The organism is Bacillota bacterium, assembly GCA_013178125.1.
Taxonomy (GTDB): Bacteria; Bacillota; SHA-98; order Ch115; family JABLXJ01; genus JABLXL01.
This window is the reverse complement of record JABLXJ010000012.1, coordinates 77,686-93,192: the sequence shown is the minus strand read 5'-3', so window position 1 is coordinate 93,192 and position 15,507 is coordinate 77,686. Positions and strand designations below refer to the sequence as shown.

At 57.0% G+C, this 15,507-nt stretch carries 18 protein-coding genes; 17 read left to right on the top strand and 1 reads right to left on the bottom strand.

What is annotated here, in order from left to right; genetic code table 11:
- Positions 1–6 precede the first annotated feature (6 nt).
- The 16 genes from rpsM (at position 7) to amrS (ending at position 12,897) form a co-directional block, all read left to right on the top strand.
- Positions 7–378 (top strand): 30S ribosomal protein S13, encoded by a 372-nt coding sequence (rpsM, locus tag HPY71_11020; protein ID NPV54042.1) that lies wholly within the window; start codon positions 7–9, stop codon positions 376–378.
- A 23-nt stretch (positions 379–401) separates the two neighbouring features.
- Positions 402–791: a 30S ribosomal protein S11 gene (gene rpsK / locus HPY71_11015; GenBank protein ID NPV54041.1), complete on the top strand. Its 390-nt coding sequence runs from the start codon at positions 402–404 to the stop codon at positions 789–791.
- Positions 792–812: 21 nt separating this feature from the next.
- Positions 813–1,442: a 30S ribosomal protein S4 gene (rpsD, locus tag HPY71_11010; GenBank protein ID NPV54040.1), complete on the top strand. Its 630-nt coding sequence runs from the start codon at positions 813–815 to the stop codon at positions 1,440–1,442.
- 65 nt (positions 1,443–1,507) lie between these two features.
- Positions 1,508–2,449 carry a DNA-directed RNA polymerase subunit alpha gene (locus HPY71_11005; protein ID NPV54039.1) on the top strand — a complete coding sequence of 314 codons (942 nt, stop codon included), beginning with the start codon at positions 1,508–1,510 and terminating at the stop codon, positions 2,447–2,449.
- 43 nt (positions 2,450–2,492) lie between these two features.
- Complete coding sequence (rplQ, locus tag HPY71_11000) at positions 2,493–2,831, top strand: 50S ribosomal protein L17 (protein ID NPV54038.1); 339 nt, start codon at positions 2,493–2,495, stop codon at positions 2,829–2,831.
- A 62-nt stretch (positions 2,832–2,893) separates the two neighbouring features.
- Positions 2,894–3,757 carry an energy-coupling factor transporter ATPase gene (locus tag HPY71_10995; GenBank protein ID NPV54037.1) on the top strand — a complete coding sequence of 288 codons (864 nt, stop codon included), beginning with the start codon at positions 2,894–2,896 and terminating at the stop codon, positions 3,755–3,757.
- A complete protein-coding gene (locus tag HPY71_10990) occupies positions 3,757–4,629 on the top strand; it encodes an energy-coupling factor transporter ATPase (GenBank protein NPV54036.1) in 873 nt (290 codons plus the stop codon). Before HPY71_10995 ends, HPY71_10990 begins: the two co-directional genes overlap by 1 nt.
- Before the next feature lie 9 nt (positions 4,630–4,638).
- Complete coding sequence (locus HPY71_10985; GenBank protein ID NPV54035.1) at positions 4,639–5,430, top strand: energy-coupling factor transporter transmembrane protein EcfT; 792 nt, start codon at positions 4,639–4,641, stop codon at positions 5,428–5,430.
- 92 nt (positions 5,431–5,522) lie between these two features.
- Positions 5,523–6,260, top strand: coding sequence for a tRNA pseudouridine(38-40) synthase TruA (truA, locus tag HPY71_10980; protein NPV54034.1), 738 nt, complete (start codon positions 5,523–5,525; stop codon positions 6,258–6,260).
- Positions 6,261–6,326: 66 nt separating this feature from the next.
- A complete protein-coding gene (gene rplM / locus HPY71_10975; protein ID NPV54033.1) occupies positions 6,327–6,773 on the top strand; it encodes a 50S ribosomal protein L13 in 447 nt (148 codons plus the stop codon).
- 19 nt (positions 6,774–6,792) lie between these two features.
- Entirely contained in the window at positions 6,793–7,188 is a 396-nt protein-coding gene (gene rpsI / locus HPY71_10970; GenBank protein NPV54032.1) for a 30S ribosomal protein S9, read from the top strand.
- Positions 7,189–7,361: 173 nt separating this feature from the next.
- Positions 7,362–8,126 (top strand): hypothetical protein, encoded by a 765-nt coding sequence (locus HPY71_10965; protein NPV54031.1) that lies wholly within the window; start codon positions 7,362–7,364, stop codon positions 8,124–8,126.
- Positions 8,119–8,715 carry a class I SAM-dependent methyltransferase gene (locus tag HPY71_10960; GenBank protein ID NPV54030.1) on the top strand — a complete coding sequence of 199 codons (597 nt, stop codon included), beginning with the start codon at positions 8,119–8,121 and terminating at the stop codon, positions 8,713–8,715. The genes HPY71_10965 and HPY71_10960 overlap by 8 nt, the downstream gene beginning before the upstream one ends.
- Before the next feature lie 138 nt (positions 8,716–8,853).
- Entirely contained in the window at positions 8,854–10,131 is a 1,278-nt protein-coding gene (locus HPY71_10955) for a hypothetical protein (protein ID NPV54029.1), read from the top strand.
- Positions 10,132–10,241: 110 nt separating this feature from the next.
- The gene (amrA, locus tag HPY71_10950; GenBank protein NPV54028.1) at positions 10,242–11,663 is read left to right on the top strand and encodes an AmmeMemoRadiSam system protein A; all 1,422 of its coding nucleotides are present in this window, start codon (positions 10,242–10,244) and stop codon (positions 11,661–11,663) included.
- Positions 11,664–11,901: 238 nt separating this feature from the next.
- Positions 11,902–12,897 (top strand): AmmeMemoRadiSam system radical SAM enzyme, encoded by a 996-nt coding sequence (gene amrS / locus HPY71_10945; GenBank protein ID NPV54027.1) that lies wholly within the window; start codon positions 11,902–11,904, stop codon positions 12,895–12,897.
- Between the two features lie 72 nt (positions 12,898–12,969).
- Here amrS and HPY71_10940 read toward each other — a convergent pair whose 3' ends face one another.
- Positions 12,970–14,061: a flippase-like domain-containing protein gene (locus HPY71_10940; protein ID NPV54026.1), complete on the bottom strand. Its 1,092-nt coding sequence runs from the start codon at positions 14,059–14,061 to the stop codon at positions 12,970–12,972.
- Between the two features lie 252 nt (positions 14,062–14,313).
- Between HPY71_10940 and nifV the strand changes: the two genes are divergently transcribed.
- Positions 14,314–15,504 (top strand): homocitrate synthase, encoded by a 1,191-nt coding sequence (nifV, locus tag HPY71_10935; GenBank protein ID NPV54025.1) that lies wholly within the window; start codon positions 14,314–14,316, stop codon positions 15,502–15,504.
- Positions 15,505–15,507: the final 3 nt, after the last annotated feature.

Here is a 15,507-nt window from a genome sequence, read left to right as displayed (position 1 = left end):
AGGAGAATGGCCAGGATTGCCGGAGTCGACCTGCCCAGGGACAAGAGGGTTGAAATTGCATTGACGTATATTTACGGCATCGGGCTCACCAGGTCCAGGGATATCCTTGGTAGGACGGGGGTCAACCCGGATACTAGGGTTAACGATCTCACAGAAGAGGAGATAACAAGGCTTAGAGAGGCTATTGATAAGGAGTATAAGGTCGAGGGCGACCTCAGGGCGGAAGAGGCGGCCAACATCAAGCGGCTTATTGATATAGGGACCTACCGGGGCCTGCGACACAGGCGCGGGCTTCCCGTCAGAGGGCAGCGGACCAGGACCAACGCCAGGACCCGGAAAGGCCCGCGGAAGACGGTAGGGGTAAGGAGATCCAAGTAATATAGGAGGAGGGGTATGGGGCGATGCCTAAGAAAGGCACCAGGACAAAGAGGAGAGAGCGAAAACACGTTGAATCCGGCGCCGCACATATTCGGTCGACGTTCAATAATACTATAATTACCATAACTGACCCACATGGCAATCTGGTCTCCTGGTCAAGCGCGGGCAACCAGGGGTTCAAGGGATCGAGAAAAGGCACTCCGTTTGCAGCCCAGATGGCTGCGGAGGCGGCGGCTAAAGTCGCGATGGAGCATGGGATGAGGCAGATAGAGGTCTATGTGAAGGGACCGGGGGCCGGGAGAGAGGCAGCGATCAGGTCCCTGCAGGCTGCTGGCCTGGAGGTAAACATGATAAAGGACGTAACTCCCATCCCTCATAATGGTTGCAGGCCACCTAAACGCAGGAGAGTCTAAGGTCTAAGGGAGGTTGATTGCATGGCAAGGTATACAGGGCCTGTATGCAGGCTTTGCAGGAGAGAGGGCATGAAGCTTTTTCTCAAGGGCGAGAGGTGTTTTACAGATAAGTGCGCGATTGACAGGCGAGGATATGCTCCGGGGCAGCACGGCCAGGGGCGAAAGAAGCTATCCGAGTATGCGATACAGCTAAGAGAGAAGCAGAAGCTCCGGAGGATATACGGAGTTCTCGAGCGGCAGTTTGAGCGCTATTTTGAGATGGCGGCGAGGAAGAAGGGAATCACCGGTGAGGCCCTGCTCCAGATCCTCGAGAGTAGGCTTGATAATGTTGTCTACCGGCTGGGCCTCGCAGGTTCACGGAATGAAGCGAGGCAAACGGTGATGCACGGCCATATAGCCGTGAACGGGAAGAAGGTAGATATCCCTTCCTACCTTGTGAATCCCGGGGATGTTATCTCGGTTCGCGAGGGGAGCAGGGAGCTTCCGAAATTCAAGGCCCTTGCCGAGTCGCTTGCTGACAGGGCGACCCCGCCGCCGTGGCTTGAGCTCAACGCGGGCGAGCTATCTGGCAGGGTTCTAAACCTGCCGACAAGGGATCAAATAGATGTGCCGGTCCAGGAGCATATGATTGTCGAGTTGTACTCGCGGTAAAACCTGGGGGGTCAGCGTAGCGTAATTCGGCGTGATATCGCAAATGAAGGAGGGCAGGTCATTTAATGTTAGAGATTGAGAAGCCGAGGATCGAATGCGTCCCTACCGACGACGACAAACATGGTAAGTTCGTTATAGAACCTTTGGAGAGGGGTTACGGCATTACGCTCGGGAACTCGCTTCGCAGGGTGCTTCTCTCCTCCTTGCCAGGGGCCGCTGTGACCTCCGTTAAGATAGATGGGGTTTTGCACGAATTCTCCACCATACCCGGGGTGGTCGAGGATACGACGGATATTATCCTGAACCTCAAGGAGCTCCTGTTAAGGCTTTATGTCGATGAGCCTAAGGTCATCAGGGTGGAGGCCGAAGGTGAGGGCGAGGTTACGGCGGCGGATATCATAGCCGACCCGGATGTTGAGATACTGAATCCTGACCTTCACATCGCGACGCTCGAGAAGGATGGCCGCCTGTTTATGGAGATAACGGTTGATAAGGGGAGGGGCTATGTGCCGGCCGAGCGGAGGAAGCTTGGTCAGGCTATCGGGGTCATCCCCGTGGATTCGATCTATTCCCCTGTCGTCAAGGCCAATTATGCTGTTGAGAATACCAGGGTCGGCCAGGTTACGGACTATGACAGGTTGATCCTGGAGATCTGGACAGATGGGAGCATATCTCCTAAGGAGGCCATCAGCCTCGCGGCCAGGATCCTAAGGGAGCACCTTACCCTTTTTGTGAACCTGACGGAATCCCCGGGTGGGGTCGAGATCATGGTTGAGCGCGAGGAAGAGGGCAAGGATAAGGCCATGGAGATGACCATAGAGGAACTCGACCTCTCGGTCAGGTCGTACAACTGCCTAAAGCGCGCCGGGATAAACACCGTCGAGGAGTTGACGAAGAGGACAGAGGAAGACATGATGAAGGTAAGAAATCTCGGGAAGAAGTCCCTTGAAGAGGTCAAGGCGAAGCTTGCGAATCTGGGGCTATCGCTCAAGCCATCGGAGGACTAACGAAGGATCTCGCTCAGCTGGAGCAGGGGAAGGAGGCACGAAGATGGGGCAAAGGAAACTTGGGCGCACATCAGGGCACAGGAAGGCGACATTCAGGAGCATGGTCACGGCCCTGGTTTTGCATGATAGAATTCGGACCACGGAGGCCAAGGCGAAGGAGATGCGGCCGATCGCCGAAAGGCTTATCAGCCTCGCCGGGCGGGAGGATCTTCATTCGAGGAGGCAGGTTGCCAGCTATATCGCGAGCAAGGATGCTCTTAAGAAGCTTTTTTCCGATATAGGGCCGAAGTATAAGGATAAATCTGGCGGCTATACGCGGATCATCAAACTCGAGACACGCAGGGGTGACAGCGCACCGCTTGTCATCGTCGAGCTTGTGTAGGGGGGCGGAGGAAGCCAGAGGGAGCCAGGGGCTGGAAACAGGGGGGGTCGGGCTTGAAAGAGATGTTCAGGTTGGAGGGAGTCTCCTTCGCTTACGGGTCGGGGCAGGATAATGAGGTCGGCGCCCTGGCGGGGATCGATCTCGCCATTGACAAGGGCGAGTTTATCGTGGTTGTGGGGCATAATGGCTCGGGCAAGTCGACGCTGGCGAAGCACCTGAACGCGCTTCTCATCCCGACTTCGGGGAGGGTCCTGGTTAAGGACATGGACACGAGGGACCCCAAAAACCTGTGGAAGATAAGGCAGATCGTTGGAATGGTGTTCCAGAATCCCGATAACCAGATCGTGGCGACCACAGTAGAAGAGGATGTTGCTTTTGGGCCCGAGAATCTTGGGGTTCCGCCCGCTGAAATCCGCGAGAGGGTTGATTGGGCGCTCGAGGTTGTGGATATGGTGGATTATAAGCGTCACGCCCCGCACCTGCTTTCAGGGGGCCAGAAGCAGCGGGTGGCGATTGCAGGGGTGCTTGCCATGCGGCCTGAGTCCATAGTGCTGGATGAGCCCACCGCCATGCTGGACCCGGCCGGCCGCGAGGAGGTCATGCGCACCATCTGCAAGCTGAATTCCGAGAGGGGCATGACCGTCGTCCACATTACCCACTTCATGAACGAGGCGGTCCTTGGCAGCAGGGTTGTCGTCATGGAGGGCGGCAGTATAGTCATGGATGATACGCCTGCGAAGATCTTCAGCCAGGTGGAGACGATTAGGGGGTTGCACCTCGATGTCCCCCAGGTGACCGAGCTGGCATATGAGCTGAACAAGGCTGGCGCGAGGTTGCCCCAGGATATCTTCAAGGTCAGTGATATGGCCATTTATGTGGATGAGATGTACGGGCCGCGCCGGGTCGCCGCTTCAGGTGATGTATAATGTCGATAAAGGTTGAGAATGTCTCTCATATCTACATGCCGGGGACCCCTTTTGAGGCTGTAGCGCTTGATGATGTAAGCGTGAGCATAGAGGATGGGGAGTTTGTAGGCCTTATCGGGGAGACCGGGTCCGGCAAATCCACGCTGGTCCAGCACTTTAACGGTCTCCTGAAGCCTACGCGGGGGAAGGTTTATATCGACGATATCGACCTGAGCTCCCGGGATACAAAGATGAAAGATATCCGGCGCAAGGTCGGCCTTGTTTTTCAATACCCCGAGCACCAGCTCTTTGAAGAGACCGTTTACGGGGATGTGGCATTTGGGCCCAGGAATCTCGGCCTCTCTGAGGATGAGGTGGAGAGTCGGGTCAGATGGTCGCTCGGGATCGTTGGCCTGGATTATGAAGAGGTGAAGGATAGGTCGCCCTTTGAGTTGAGCGGTGGCCAGATGCGGCGGGTCGCCATCGCTGGGGTCCTGGCGATGCAGCCGAAGACGCTCGTCCTTGATGAGCCTGCGGCGGGCCTCGACCCAAGGGGCAGGGATGATATCCTTGGGCAGATAAAAAGGCTTCATACTGAGCTTGAATTGACTATCGTGCTGGTCTCGCATAACATGGAGGATGTCGCCGAGCTTGTTGGCAGGCTGATCGTAATGAAGAGGGGCAAAATAGCCATTGACGGGCCGACCCGGGAGGTGTTCAAGAGGGCCGAGGAATTGCGGGGAATGGGCCTGGGCATTCCTCAGGTCACCGAGCTCATGCGGGAGCTGGCGCGAAGGGGATGGCATGTGCGGACTGATGTTCTGACCGTGGATGAAGCGAAGGACGAGCTTTTACCATGGCTCGTGCCCGGGAAGGGCGCTCCGGAGGCGTAGACGATGCCCATATTCAGCAATATTACAATAGGCCAGCATATACCGGGCGATTCGATAGTGCACCGGCTGGACCCCCGGACGAAGATACTCCTGACGCTCGCGGTGGTCGTGGGCATTTTCTTTGTCGAGGAACTCTGGGGTTATGTACTGTTTTTCCTTTTCGTGGGCTCAGTAGTGGCGCTGTCGCGCATACCCCCGGGGTATATCGTGCGGGGCTTGAGGCCGCTTATCATAATCCTGGTGCTGACCTTCTTGTTGCACCTCTTTATGAACCCGGGAAGGGAGCTCTTTGAGCTGGGACCGTTGATTGCTACTTATGCAGGCGCTTATAAGGGCGTGCTCATGGTTGGCCGTCTAGTCCTTCTTGTCGTGGCCACATCCATGTTGACCCTGACGACCTCACCCATCCAGCTCACAGACGGGATGGAGGCCATCCTGAGGCCGGCAAGACGGGTTGGCGTGCCTGCCCATGAGCTCGCCATGATGATGACTATAGCTCTGAGATTTATCCCGACGCTCCTCGAGGAGACCGATAAGATAATGAAGGCCCAGATGGCCCGGGGCGCAGATTTCGAGAGCGGGAATGTATTTCAGAGGGCGAGGAGCCTGGTGCCGCTCCTGGTCCCCCTTTTTGTGATCGCATTTCGCCGCGCTGATGAGCTTGCCATAGCCATGGAGGCGCGGTGCTACCGTGGTGGGGAGGGGCGGACCCGGATGCGCCAGCTCAAGGCCACGCTGAATGATTATGTTGCGGGCTTGGTTACTGTTTTGTTTGTTGTGGCGATTGCGGTATTACTGTGAGTCGATTGGGGATTGGGAAGCGTGTGAGTCACTTAGGAACCGCGCGATGAGGCCCGGGATTATTGCCGGGGTCCGGCGGGGCGGATGGGGCGATGGAGCGTAATATCAGGCTGGTCATGGAGTATGATGGCGCTGCATATTCCGGCTTCCAGCTACAGGCTGGCGTCCGGACGATCCAGGGTGAGCTCGAAAAGGCCCTCCTGAGCATCCTCAAAGAACCTGTCAGGGTGACCGGGGCCGGACGGACCGATGCGGGCGTGCACGCGCTCGGCCAGGTTGTGAACTTCAGGACATCGAGCCGGATACCGGTAGATAAGTTCCCTCTGGCGTTGAACAGCATCCTCCCGCCGGATATACGCATAATAGACGCCAGCGAGGTGGATGTCGGGTTTCACGCCAGGTACGATGCGAAGAGCAAGGTATACTGTTACAAGATTCAAATAGGCCCCCATGCATCGGCGTTCTTGAGGAACTATGCCTACCATGTTCCCCTGGAGCTTGACCTGGACAGGATGCGCGCCGCAAGCGAATGCCTGGTAGGCCGGCATGATTTCAGGTCGTTCGCGGCGTCAGGCGGTGGGGCGAAGACCTTCGAGCGTGAGGTCAGGATACTTGAGTGGGCCAGGGATGGCCGGATTATCACAATGACAATCGAAGCCGATGGGTTCCTTTATAATATGGTGCGGATCATAGTCGGAACAGTGCTCAGGGTTGGCTCAGGCAGGGAGGCTCCTGAGTGGGTAAAGGGCGTCCTTGATGCGAGGGACCGGCGCGTTGCCGGGCCAACCGCGCCGGCGAGGGGTTTATATCTCGTGTGTGTTAGGTACTAAGTTGACATTCCTGTTTTTTATGTATAAAATAGCTTTGTGTGAGCGTGTCAAGGGGGAAAAAGTTTCATGAATAAGATTTCTGCTACCTATAGTGTCAAGGCCGGGGAAATAGAGAAGAAATGGTACGTGGTTGATGCCACGGGCAAGACCTTGGGGAGGCTTGCCACCCAGGTTGCCCGCGTGCTGCGGGGGAAGCACAAGCCGATTTACACTCCGCATATGGATATTGGAGATCACGTCATCGTCGTGAACGCCGAAAAGGTGGCAGTAACGGGTGACAAATTAAATAAGAAGATATACTACACTCATTCATTGTATCCTGGCGGGCTCAAGGCCATCCGCCTCATTGACCTTTTGAAAACCAAGCCGGAACGGGTGATTGAGCATGCGGTGAGGGGCATGCTGCCGCACAACAGGTTGGGTCGCAAGATGATCAGGAAGCTCAGGGTTTACAAGGGACCGGAACACCCTCATGAGGCGCAGAGACCTGAAAAGCTCGAGATAGAAGGCTAGTTGAAGGGGGGACAGAGGAATGGAAGCACAGCTTCGATATTACGGGACGGGAAGACGCAAGTGCGCTGTTGCCCGGGTCTGGCTCACCCCGGGTAGCGGGAATATAACCATAAACGGGAAGCCCCTTTCTGAATATTTTGGTCGCAAGATCCTGGAGATCGTTGTCAAGGAGCCCCTGCGCCTGGCGGGTATGCTGGACCGGTATGATGTTACCGCCAGCGTCGAGGGAGGAGGCACCACGGGGCAGGCCGGTGCTGTGAGACATGGGATTGCAAGGGCCTTGCTCAACGTCGGTCAAGAGTTGCGCTCGCCGCTGAAGAGGGCGGGGCTCCTGACGAGGGATCCACGTATGAAAGAGAGACGGAAGTACGGCCTCAAAAAGGCTCGCAAGGCGCCTCAGTTCTCCAAGCGTTAATGGCGTTATGCGTTGATGCGGGATGACGGCTGGTAGCAGAGTGGGAGGCTCAGGCAAAAGGGCTTAACAGGCCCTTTTGTTGTTTATTATAGAAAAGGCTGGCGCGGCGGGAAGGGCCAGCAGGAAATGGGCAAAGCTTCTCGAAGTGATGTACCCTGGAGGTGCATGATTTCATGAGGTGTCTTTTTACCCTGACTCCCGCAGAGTCGAAGAGGCTCATAGCCAGGGCGGTTGCCAGGATGCCCGAGGTCAGGGAGGCCTTTGAAAGCGGGAGGGTCATCATAGCGGGCGGGACCACAAATGCCTTCGTTGCTGAGGAGCTCCTCGGGGTGAAGTTGGAGAAGGGGCGGTATACTGCTGGCGTTATAACGAAAGGGAGGCTCGCTATAACCCCTGTGGAGCACAGGCTTCCCGTGTTTGCCTTGAAGGGCGGCAGGCCGGTGGAGGGGCCATGGGAGAGCCTGCTCAAGGAGTTTGGGCCGGATGATGTTTTTATAAAGGGTGCAAACGCCATCGATATGGAAGGCAATGCTGGCATCCTGGTCGGAGGCGCCTCGGGCGGTACTATTGGCACCGCGCTCCCCGTGATAAGCGCTAAGGGGGCTCACCTCATCATGCCTGTGGGCCTCGAGAAGCTCGTGCCATCGGTTATAGATGCAGCCAGGCTTATGGGCCTCGACAAGTTCGGTTACGTCACAGGGACCCCGTGCGGTATGATCCCTGTTGTTAATGGGACTATAGTCACGGAGGTCGAGGCGTTCGCCATCCTTGGAAACGCTTGCGCGACTCATGTAGCATCCGGCGGAGTCGATGGGTGCGAGGGGGCTTGCAGCTTCGTCGTCGAGGGCGAGGACAAGGACATGGAGGCCGTGGTGGAGCTTGTAAAATCGATAAAGGGGGAGCCTCCTATATCAAGCGAGGTAAAACCTGGTGGTTGAGCATTATTACAGCCGGGAGCCTGCGGCCCCACGGCGCGAGCGCGAGATCCGCTGCACGCTCCGTGGGAGGGAATATACCTTCATCACGGATTCCGGAGTATTCTCGAAATCGAGGATCGATCCAGGCACGGAGCTCCTGATCGAGGCCATGACCATACTCCCTCACGATGTGGTCCTCGATTTGGGGTGCGGGTATGGGCCTATAGGCATCGTTGCGGCCAACCTGGCCAGTCATGGCCGGGTGTATCTCGTGGACGTCAACGAGCGGGCGTGCGAGCTCGCTCGCAGGAATATCGGGAGGAACGGGATCTTGAACGCCGAGGTCCGGTGCGGGGAGGGGCTCTCGGCCGTCGACGGCATAGAGTTCGATGCGATCCTCTCGAATCCGCCCATCCGCGCCGGGAAAGCCGTTGTCTACGGTATGATCGAGGAGGCGCGGGAGCATCTCAGGCCCGGAGGGACGATGTGGATGGTTGCCAGGACGAAACAGGGGGCCAGGAGCCTGCGCGCCAGGATTCAAGAAGTCTTCGGGAATGCCCGGGAGGTCGAAAAGGGCGGGGGGTACCGGGTGATTTGCACCGAGAAATGAATATGACATCTCTGGAATATATTTAGGAACATCTTTGGGGCGTTCCCCGCATAGGTTGTAGAAGGGCTAAAAGGACAAAGCCCGGCTATGAAGGTCTATGAAGGTCCATCCCAAAATCTGAGTGTGGGGGGACGCCCTGTGTCAAGGATTCTCATGGTGTTATGGTTCAACAAGGCGTTTGTATTCCCTGCTCTGGCTTTCATCGTGATCTCCGGCCTGCTGGCCGTGGCCCTTCTTCGGACATCTTTCGAGGCCACCTCCTCGCTTGCCGATGCTGTGTGCGGTAAGGTCATTGCCATAGACCCGGGCCACGGTGGGACGGACCCGGGAGCCATAGGGCGCGGCGGACTGGCGGAGAAGGACCTCGTGCTGGACATAGCGAGGCGGCTCGCTGCGCTCATGAACAGGGTGGCGATATACACGATCCTCACGCGCGAGGATGACCGGACGCTCGCCGGTAGCCAGGATGCGGATATCGCCTACTGGAAGCGGGAAGACTTAGATAAAAGGGTCGAGGCTGCGCGCAAGGCGCATGCGGATTTATTTATAAGCATACATGCGAATAGCTTCCCTGAGCCCATGTGGTCGGGCTCGCAGACCTTCTACCACTCGAGGTCCGGTGACAGCAAGCACCTTGCCTCCGCCATCCAGAAGCAGATCGTTGCGAGGCTTGGTCCAAATCTTCGCAAAATCAAGCCGGGTGATTCCTATTACATCCTGAGAACCACGACGATTCCCGCTGTCATCGTTGAGGTCGGATTCCTATCTAACCCGAGGGAGGAGGCCATGCTCGGCGACCCCGAGTACCGGCAGAGGATGGCCGAGGCGATATTTCACGGGACGGTAGATTATCTTGTTGAGAAGTACAAGTCTGAAAAATCTTCAAGGCAACCGGGGTCGAAGACGCCCGGGGAGGTGGCGACGGGCGGGGCTTCTTTGAAGACGACAGATCTTACGCTCAGGGCCGAGCCCGGCGAGATGATCCTCTATTTCGGCGGCCCCACCAATTTTGATGATTTCTTAATGCCGGAGATAAGAAAGGCCCCCGGGGATTACCCCGGGGCGGATGTGCGGAGGAAGGCGACATACATCATAAAGGAGCTGATAAGCGGGCCCGCGGGGGAGAGCGTCCTCTCGCCCACCATCCCAAAGGGCACATCGTTACGGGAGCTCTGGATCGCCCCTGACGGGGTCGCTCATGTCGATTTCAGTTCTGAGCTTTCAAAGAATCACTGGGGGGGCAGCCGGTCGGAGGAGCTTACAGTCTACTCGATCGTGAATAGCCTCACGGAGCTCCCGGATATAAAAAAGGTGCAGATTCTCATTGAAGGCAGGAAAGGCTCCACGGTAGCAGGTCACATAATCCTTGATACCCCTTTCGAGAGGGATGAAGGCCTTATTGAGGCGAGGAAATGATTTCTTTTGAGGAAGTACTTTTTGGGGGGATACTTCCAGGTAATACTTCGAGGGTGATAAAGCCAGGATGAAGTCGGGATGTTGGGAGCATGCACCAGGAGGTGTTAGAAATGGGTTCGATGTTGCTATGTGCGCTTTCGCCTCACCCACCGCTCCTGATCCCGGAAGTGGGCGGGGGAGAGCTCGCTCGTGTTGCGAAGACCGAGAGCGCCATGAAGAAGCTGGCGTCAATGGTCAAGGAGGCCGGGCCCGATACTGTTGTTGTGATAAGCCCACATGCGCTTGTTTTCCAGAATGCGGTAGCCATTTACGGTGCCGGGACTTTACAGGGTGATTTTGGCGCCTTCGGGGCGCATGAGGTGGCCCTCTCGTTCGAGAATAACCTGAAGCTGGTATCGGCCATTGAAGAAAGGGCGACGCGGCAGGGGATCAAGATATTCAGGCTGGACGAGCAGCAGGCGGGTGGCCGGACGCGTTACCGTTATAGGGAGTATACCTCGCTGGATCACGGCGTTCTCGTTCCAATGTACTACCTGAGGGAGGCAGGGGTAACTGCCAGCCTCGTTGCGATGGGAACCACCTTTCTGAGCCTCCCGGATGTTTACAGGTTTGGCAGGAGCCTCAGAGAGGCGATAGAGGGCGAGGATGTGAGGGCCGTCATTATAGCGAGCGGTGACCTCTCCCACCGGTTGATCCCCGCGGCCCCTGCCGGGTATGACCCCCGGGGGGCGGTCTTCGATGAGAGGATTATCTCACTATTGCGCGAGGTCGATGTCGATGGCATCCTCGGGCTGGATGAATCGCTTGTGGAGCGAGCCGGGGAGTGTGGGTACCGGCCCATCATAAGCCTGCTTGGGACGCTTGACGGGCTTGAGGCTACAGGTGAGGTGTTATCATACGAGGGCCCTTTTGGGGTGGGATATGGGGTGGCGGTCTTTAAACCCGGGAGTCCACGCAGCGAGCGGGAGTTCTTGCGCAAGATGAATGCGAGGCAGCTTGCAGAGGTTGAGGAGAGGCGCAGGAAGGAGAGCCCCATAGTCCGGCTGGCCCGGGCTGCTGTGGAGGAGTATGTCAGGCATGGCGAGATTCTCCGCGCGCCTGGTGACCTCCCGCCGGAATTCTCGGGCCGTGCCGGTGTGTTCTGCTCCATCAAGAAGCATGGGCAGCTGAGGGGGTGTATCGGGACGGTAACCCCGACCCGTGCCGGCATCGCGGAGGAGGTTATCCACAATGCCATAGCGGCAGCGACAGAGGACCCGCGCTTTACCCCTGTCGAGCCGTATGAGCTTGACGATCTCGTTTATTCTGTCGATATACTCACCCCGCCGGAGAAGATATCCGGGCCGGGCGAGCTCGACCCCAGGAGATACGGGGTTATTGTAAGGCGGGGCGGCCGGAGCGGGTTGCTCCTCCCGGACTTGGAAGGTATCGAGACCGTCGCTCAGCAGGTCGAGATTGCGAAACGCAAGGCGGGGATACGGGCTGATGAGGACGTGGAGTTGGAGAGATTCGAGGTCGTGCGCTATTTCTAGTACTAGGCCGTCTGGGGGATAGAATGCACCGCCTTTCACGTAGCACCTAGCAGGGTATCCTGCGGGAGGAGGTGAGCAAGTAGTCTGCTCGCTCAGGGGTCAATTCGCTCGCAGACTTACTTGCTCACCTCAAACACGGGACCCTCTGCTATATGGTATGTAAGGGACGGTACACCTTTATCCCGCCAGGGCGGCCAGGTACTATGTTATCATGCATAGGTGTCGGGAGGTTATAGGCTTGATTGAGGCGCGCTTTTACGAGAAACTCGACGATGCCACCCGCTGCCTGCTCTGCCCCAGGCGGTGCAGGATCAAGCCGGGGACGGTCGGGGTTTGCCGCACCAGGAAGAACGTCGATGGAACCCTCTATGCAATAGGCTATGGGGAATACACCTCGCTCGCGCTCGATCCCATCGAGAAGAAGCCCCTTTACCACTTCTTCCCCGGGTCAACTATCCTCTCAATTGGCACGCGCGGCTGTAACCTGCTGTGTCGTTTCTGCCAGAACTGGGAGATAAGCCAGGGAGACCCCCCGACGCGCCGCATCGAGCCCGGGACCCTGGTGGGTATGGCCAGGAAGCATGCCGGTGACATGGGATGCATCGGGATTGCGTATACTTATTCAGAGCCTCTGGTGTGGTATGAGTTTGTGTTTGACACGGCCAGGCTCGCGCGCGAGGCCGGAATGAAGAACGTTATCGTGACGAACGGCGAGATAAATGAGGAGCCCCTCGCCGAACTCCTTCCGTATATTGATGCAATGAACATAGACGTTAAGGGATTTACAGCTGAGTTCTACCGGAGGATATGCGGCGGTGAACTCGAACCGGTCCTAAGGACGGTGGAACGGGCGCACGGCAAATGCCATATAGAGCTCACAAATCTAATAATACCGACCCTCAACGACTCCCCCGACGAGATAAGCAACCTGGTGGACTGGGTTGCCTCTGTCGGGACCGAGATACCGCTCCACTTTTCGCGGTATTTCCCGCAGTATAAGCTGGATATTCCCCCCACTCCCATCTCTACGCTCAGGCGTGCGATGGACATCGCCCGGGAGAAGTTGAAGTATGTTTATATCGGTAACGTGCCGGGCGGGGATGGCAATGACACGTATTGCTATAATTGCGGCCAGAAGGTTATAGAGCGCCGGGGGTTTGCGGTTGTCGGGTATCACATGGAAAACGGGGAGTGCGATAATTGCGGGGCCAAGATTCACCTCGTAGAGGAATGACCGGGCCGGGCCAATGACCGGGCAACATGAACCCCTGGTCCTCAACATCGCCCTCGATATAGCCCTCGATTCTCAATCCTCCGGCCCTCGCTTTTGTCCCCAGCCGCGCCTTATCCCCATAGCAAACAGGAAACCCCCGATGAAGAGCGTCAGGTAATAGGTTATGAACCGCCACGCGGCCACGAAGATGCCGATCAGCTGGAAGGGGACGAACCTCCCCAGCAGAACGGCGAAGCCAACCTCCATGGCGCCGCTTGAGCCGGGCGTGGGCGCGTACGCTGCAGCCAGGTAGAAGAGGCCTATGATGCCGAAAACCTCCGCATATGGCGGGTCGATGCCGAGCCCGCGCAGCAGCAGCACAGGTATGGAGAAGAGCACAGCCCACCCCAGGAGGCTTGTGATTATGGCGGCAGCCAGGGCCCAGCGGCCCTCCTGCATAAATCGCGCTATGGCGCCCCTGAATTCGAGAACCCCTGTGCGAACCCTCTCAATAATCGCCTCCGTCGTGGATGGAGAGATCAGGCGGGACATGACCCGATTGCGGAGAATAAGCGGCAGTAACGAGTTTGCAAGCTCCGGTCGGATGAGAAAGAGTATGCCGATGCCGAAAGCAAGAGCGTAGAGCAGTAACCCTACAGTGATCACTATACCCATGCTTGGCGGGATATCCCATGTCTTCTTACTGAAGAATAGCCATACCGGGATTATGCTCCCGAGAAAGAGCCTGGCAAGGGAGCTCAGGAGGATTTTCATGGCTATGACCGCCGTGGATTCCCCCAGGGTTATACCGCTCTGGTGCAGGAGGTATATCTGGAGGGGTTCCCCGCCGGTATCGAAGGGCGTGATGCCTGAGATGAAGGCCCCGGTAAGGGTGATGGAGAGGCACCTCAAGAGGCCGATCCTGCCCCCCAGGGCCCTGAGCAGGATAATAAGCCTTATGGCGTCAAGTAGCCACCCAACCAGGACGAGGGCAGCTGCTGCGCTCATGAAGAGGGGATCTATCCGGAAGAGATCTGGCAGGAAGACAGAACCCCTGGTGATGCGGAGGATGACTATGAGGCTGATCAGGCTCAGGAGAATAGCACCCGCGGCGTTTCTAAGTGTATTATTGTTATTGCGAGGCCTATTACTGCTATTACGCGCGCGGCCAGCACTCTCCATCACCAGCGGATACCTCCCCGGCCTCCGTGTTGTTTTCCTTGGCTCTCAGCAACTCTGGACTCTCCCACTATATTATCCGGCTGAGCGAGGTTTATGTCAAGGCAGGCAAAGCTATTTGGCTGCGTATGTGGCAGATGAATAAATATACAAATTCGCTCTTGACAAGATTAGCCCTCCTGGTATATAGTAATGGAAACGCGGGAAGAGACATTGGAGCTATATCTGGGCCTGAGGCCCCGAAAGGAGAGGAGCTGGATGGGAGCGACAGTGAATGCTGCTGCGCCTTCCTCGAATAGCGCAGGGCTACGCAAGGACATAAAGATCGTGGATACAACGCTTCGCGACGGGGAGCAGACTGCAGGCGTGGTATTTGCCAACTCTGAGAAGTTCCGGATCGCAAAGATCCTTGATGAAATCGGAGTTCACCAGATTGAGGCCGGGATCCCCGTTATGGGTGGCGACGAAAAGGAAGCGATCAAGGCAATAGTGAACGCCGGGCTGAACGCGAGCATAATGGGCTGGAACCGCGCGGTTATCGCGGACATAGATGCTTCCATCGAATGCGGGGTCGATGCCGTGGCGATCTCCATCTCGACATCGGACATACATATCCAGTATAAACTCAAGGCCGACAGGCAATGGGTTCTGGACAGCATGGTGAAGGCGACGGAATATGCCAAGAAGCACGACTTGTATGTCTCGGTCAATGCGGAAGACGCTTCGAGATCGGATATGGAGTTCCTCATTGAGTTCGCCACCGCTGCAAAAAACGCCGGGGCTGACAGGCTGCGATACTGCGACACCGTCGGCGTCATGGATCCATTCACGATATATGAGCGCATTAAGACCATCATAGATACCGTCGGCATCGACATCGAAATGCATACCCACAATGACTTCGGGATGGCCACAGCCAACGCCCTGGCCGGGCTCCGCGCGGGGGCCGGGTATGTCGGCGTTACAGTAAACGGCCTTGGCGAGCGAGCGGGCAACGCGGCTTTCGAGGAGGTTGTAATGGCCTTGAAGCATCTGCACGGTATCGACCTGGGCATCAAGACGGAGAGGTTCAGGGAGTTATCGGAATACGTGGCAAGGGCATCGGCGAGGGAATTGCCGGCGTGGAAGCCAATCGTTGGCACCAACATGTTCGCTCACGAGGCCGGCATACACGCCGACGGGGTGCTGAAGCATACATCAACCTACGAGGTATTCGCCCCCGAGGAAGTCGGGCTGCAGCGACAGATCGTGATCGGGAAACACTCGGGGACCAGGGCTATCATCGCGAAGTTCGAGGAATATGGAATAACCCTCGATAGCCAGGCAGCCAACGAAATCCTTGCCAGGGTGCGGGCAGCCGCTGTAAATCTGAAGAGATGCCTGTTTGACAAGGAGCTGGTTTACATTTATGATGACTATGTCCGGGAAAAAAATCGGACGCAAGCCTAGGTG

Excerpts from the sequence above, each read along its gene's own strand:
- amrA (NPV54028.1), top strand. The coding sequence starts at position 10,242 with ATGGGTTCGATGTTGCTATGTGCGCTTTCGCCTCACCCACCGCTCCTG.
- HPY71_11005 (NPV54039.1), top strand. The coding sequence starts at position 1,508 with ATGTTAGAGATTGAGAAGCCGAGGATCGAATGCGTCCCTACCGACGAC.
- rplM (NPV54033.1), top strand. The coding sequence starts at position 6,327 with ATGAATAAGATTTCTGCTACCTATAGTGTCAAGGCCGGGGAAATAGAG.
- rpsI (NPV54032.1), top strand. The coding sequence starts at position 6,793 with ATGGAAGCACAGCTTCGATATTACGGGACGGGAAGACGCAAGTGCGCT.
- nifV (NPV54025.1), top strand. The coding sequence starts at position 14,314 with ATGGGAGCGACAGTGAATGCTGCTGCGCCTTCCTCGAATAGCGCAGGG.
- rpsD (NPV54040.1), top strand. The coding sequence starts at position 813 with ATGGCAAGGTATACAGGGCCTGTATGCAGGCTTTGCAGGAGAGAGGGC.
- rpsK (NPV54041.1), top strand. The coding sequence starts at position 402 with ATGCCTAAGAAAGGCACCAGGACAAAGAGGAGAGAGCGAAAACACGTT.
- HPY71_10990 (NPV54036.1), top strand. The coding sequence starts at position 3,757 with ATGTCGATAAAGGTTGAGAATGTCTCTCATATCTACATGCCGGGGACC.
- HPY71_10965 (NPV54031.1), top strand. The coding sequence starts at position 7,362 with ATGAGGTGTCTTTTTACCCTGACTCCCGCAGAGTCGAAGAGGCTCATA.
- HPY71_10995 (NPV54037.1), top strand. The coding sequence starts at position 2,894 with ATGTTCAGGTTGGAGGGAGTCTCCTTCGCTTACGGGTCGGGGCAGGAT.
- rplQ (NPV54038.1), top strand. The coding sequence starts at position 2,493 with ATGGGGCAAAGGAAACTTGGGCGCACATCAGGGCACAGGAAGGCGACA.
- truA (NPV54034.1), top strand. The coding sequence starts at position 5,523 with ATGGAGCGTAATATCAGGCTGGTCATGGAGTATGATGGCGCTGCATAT.
- rpsM (NPV54042.1), top strand. The coding sequence starts at position 7 with ATGGCCAGGATTGCCGGAGTCGACCTGCCCAGGGACAAGAGGGTTGAA.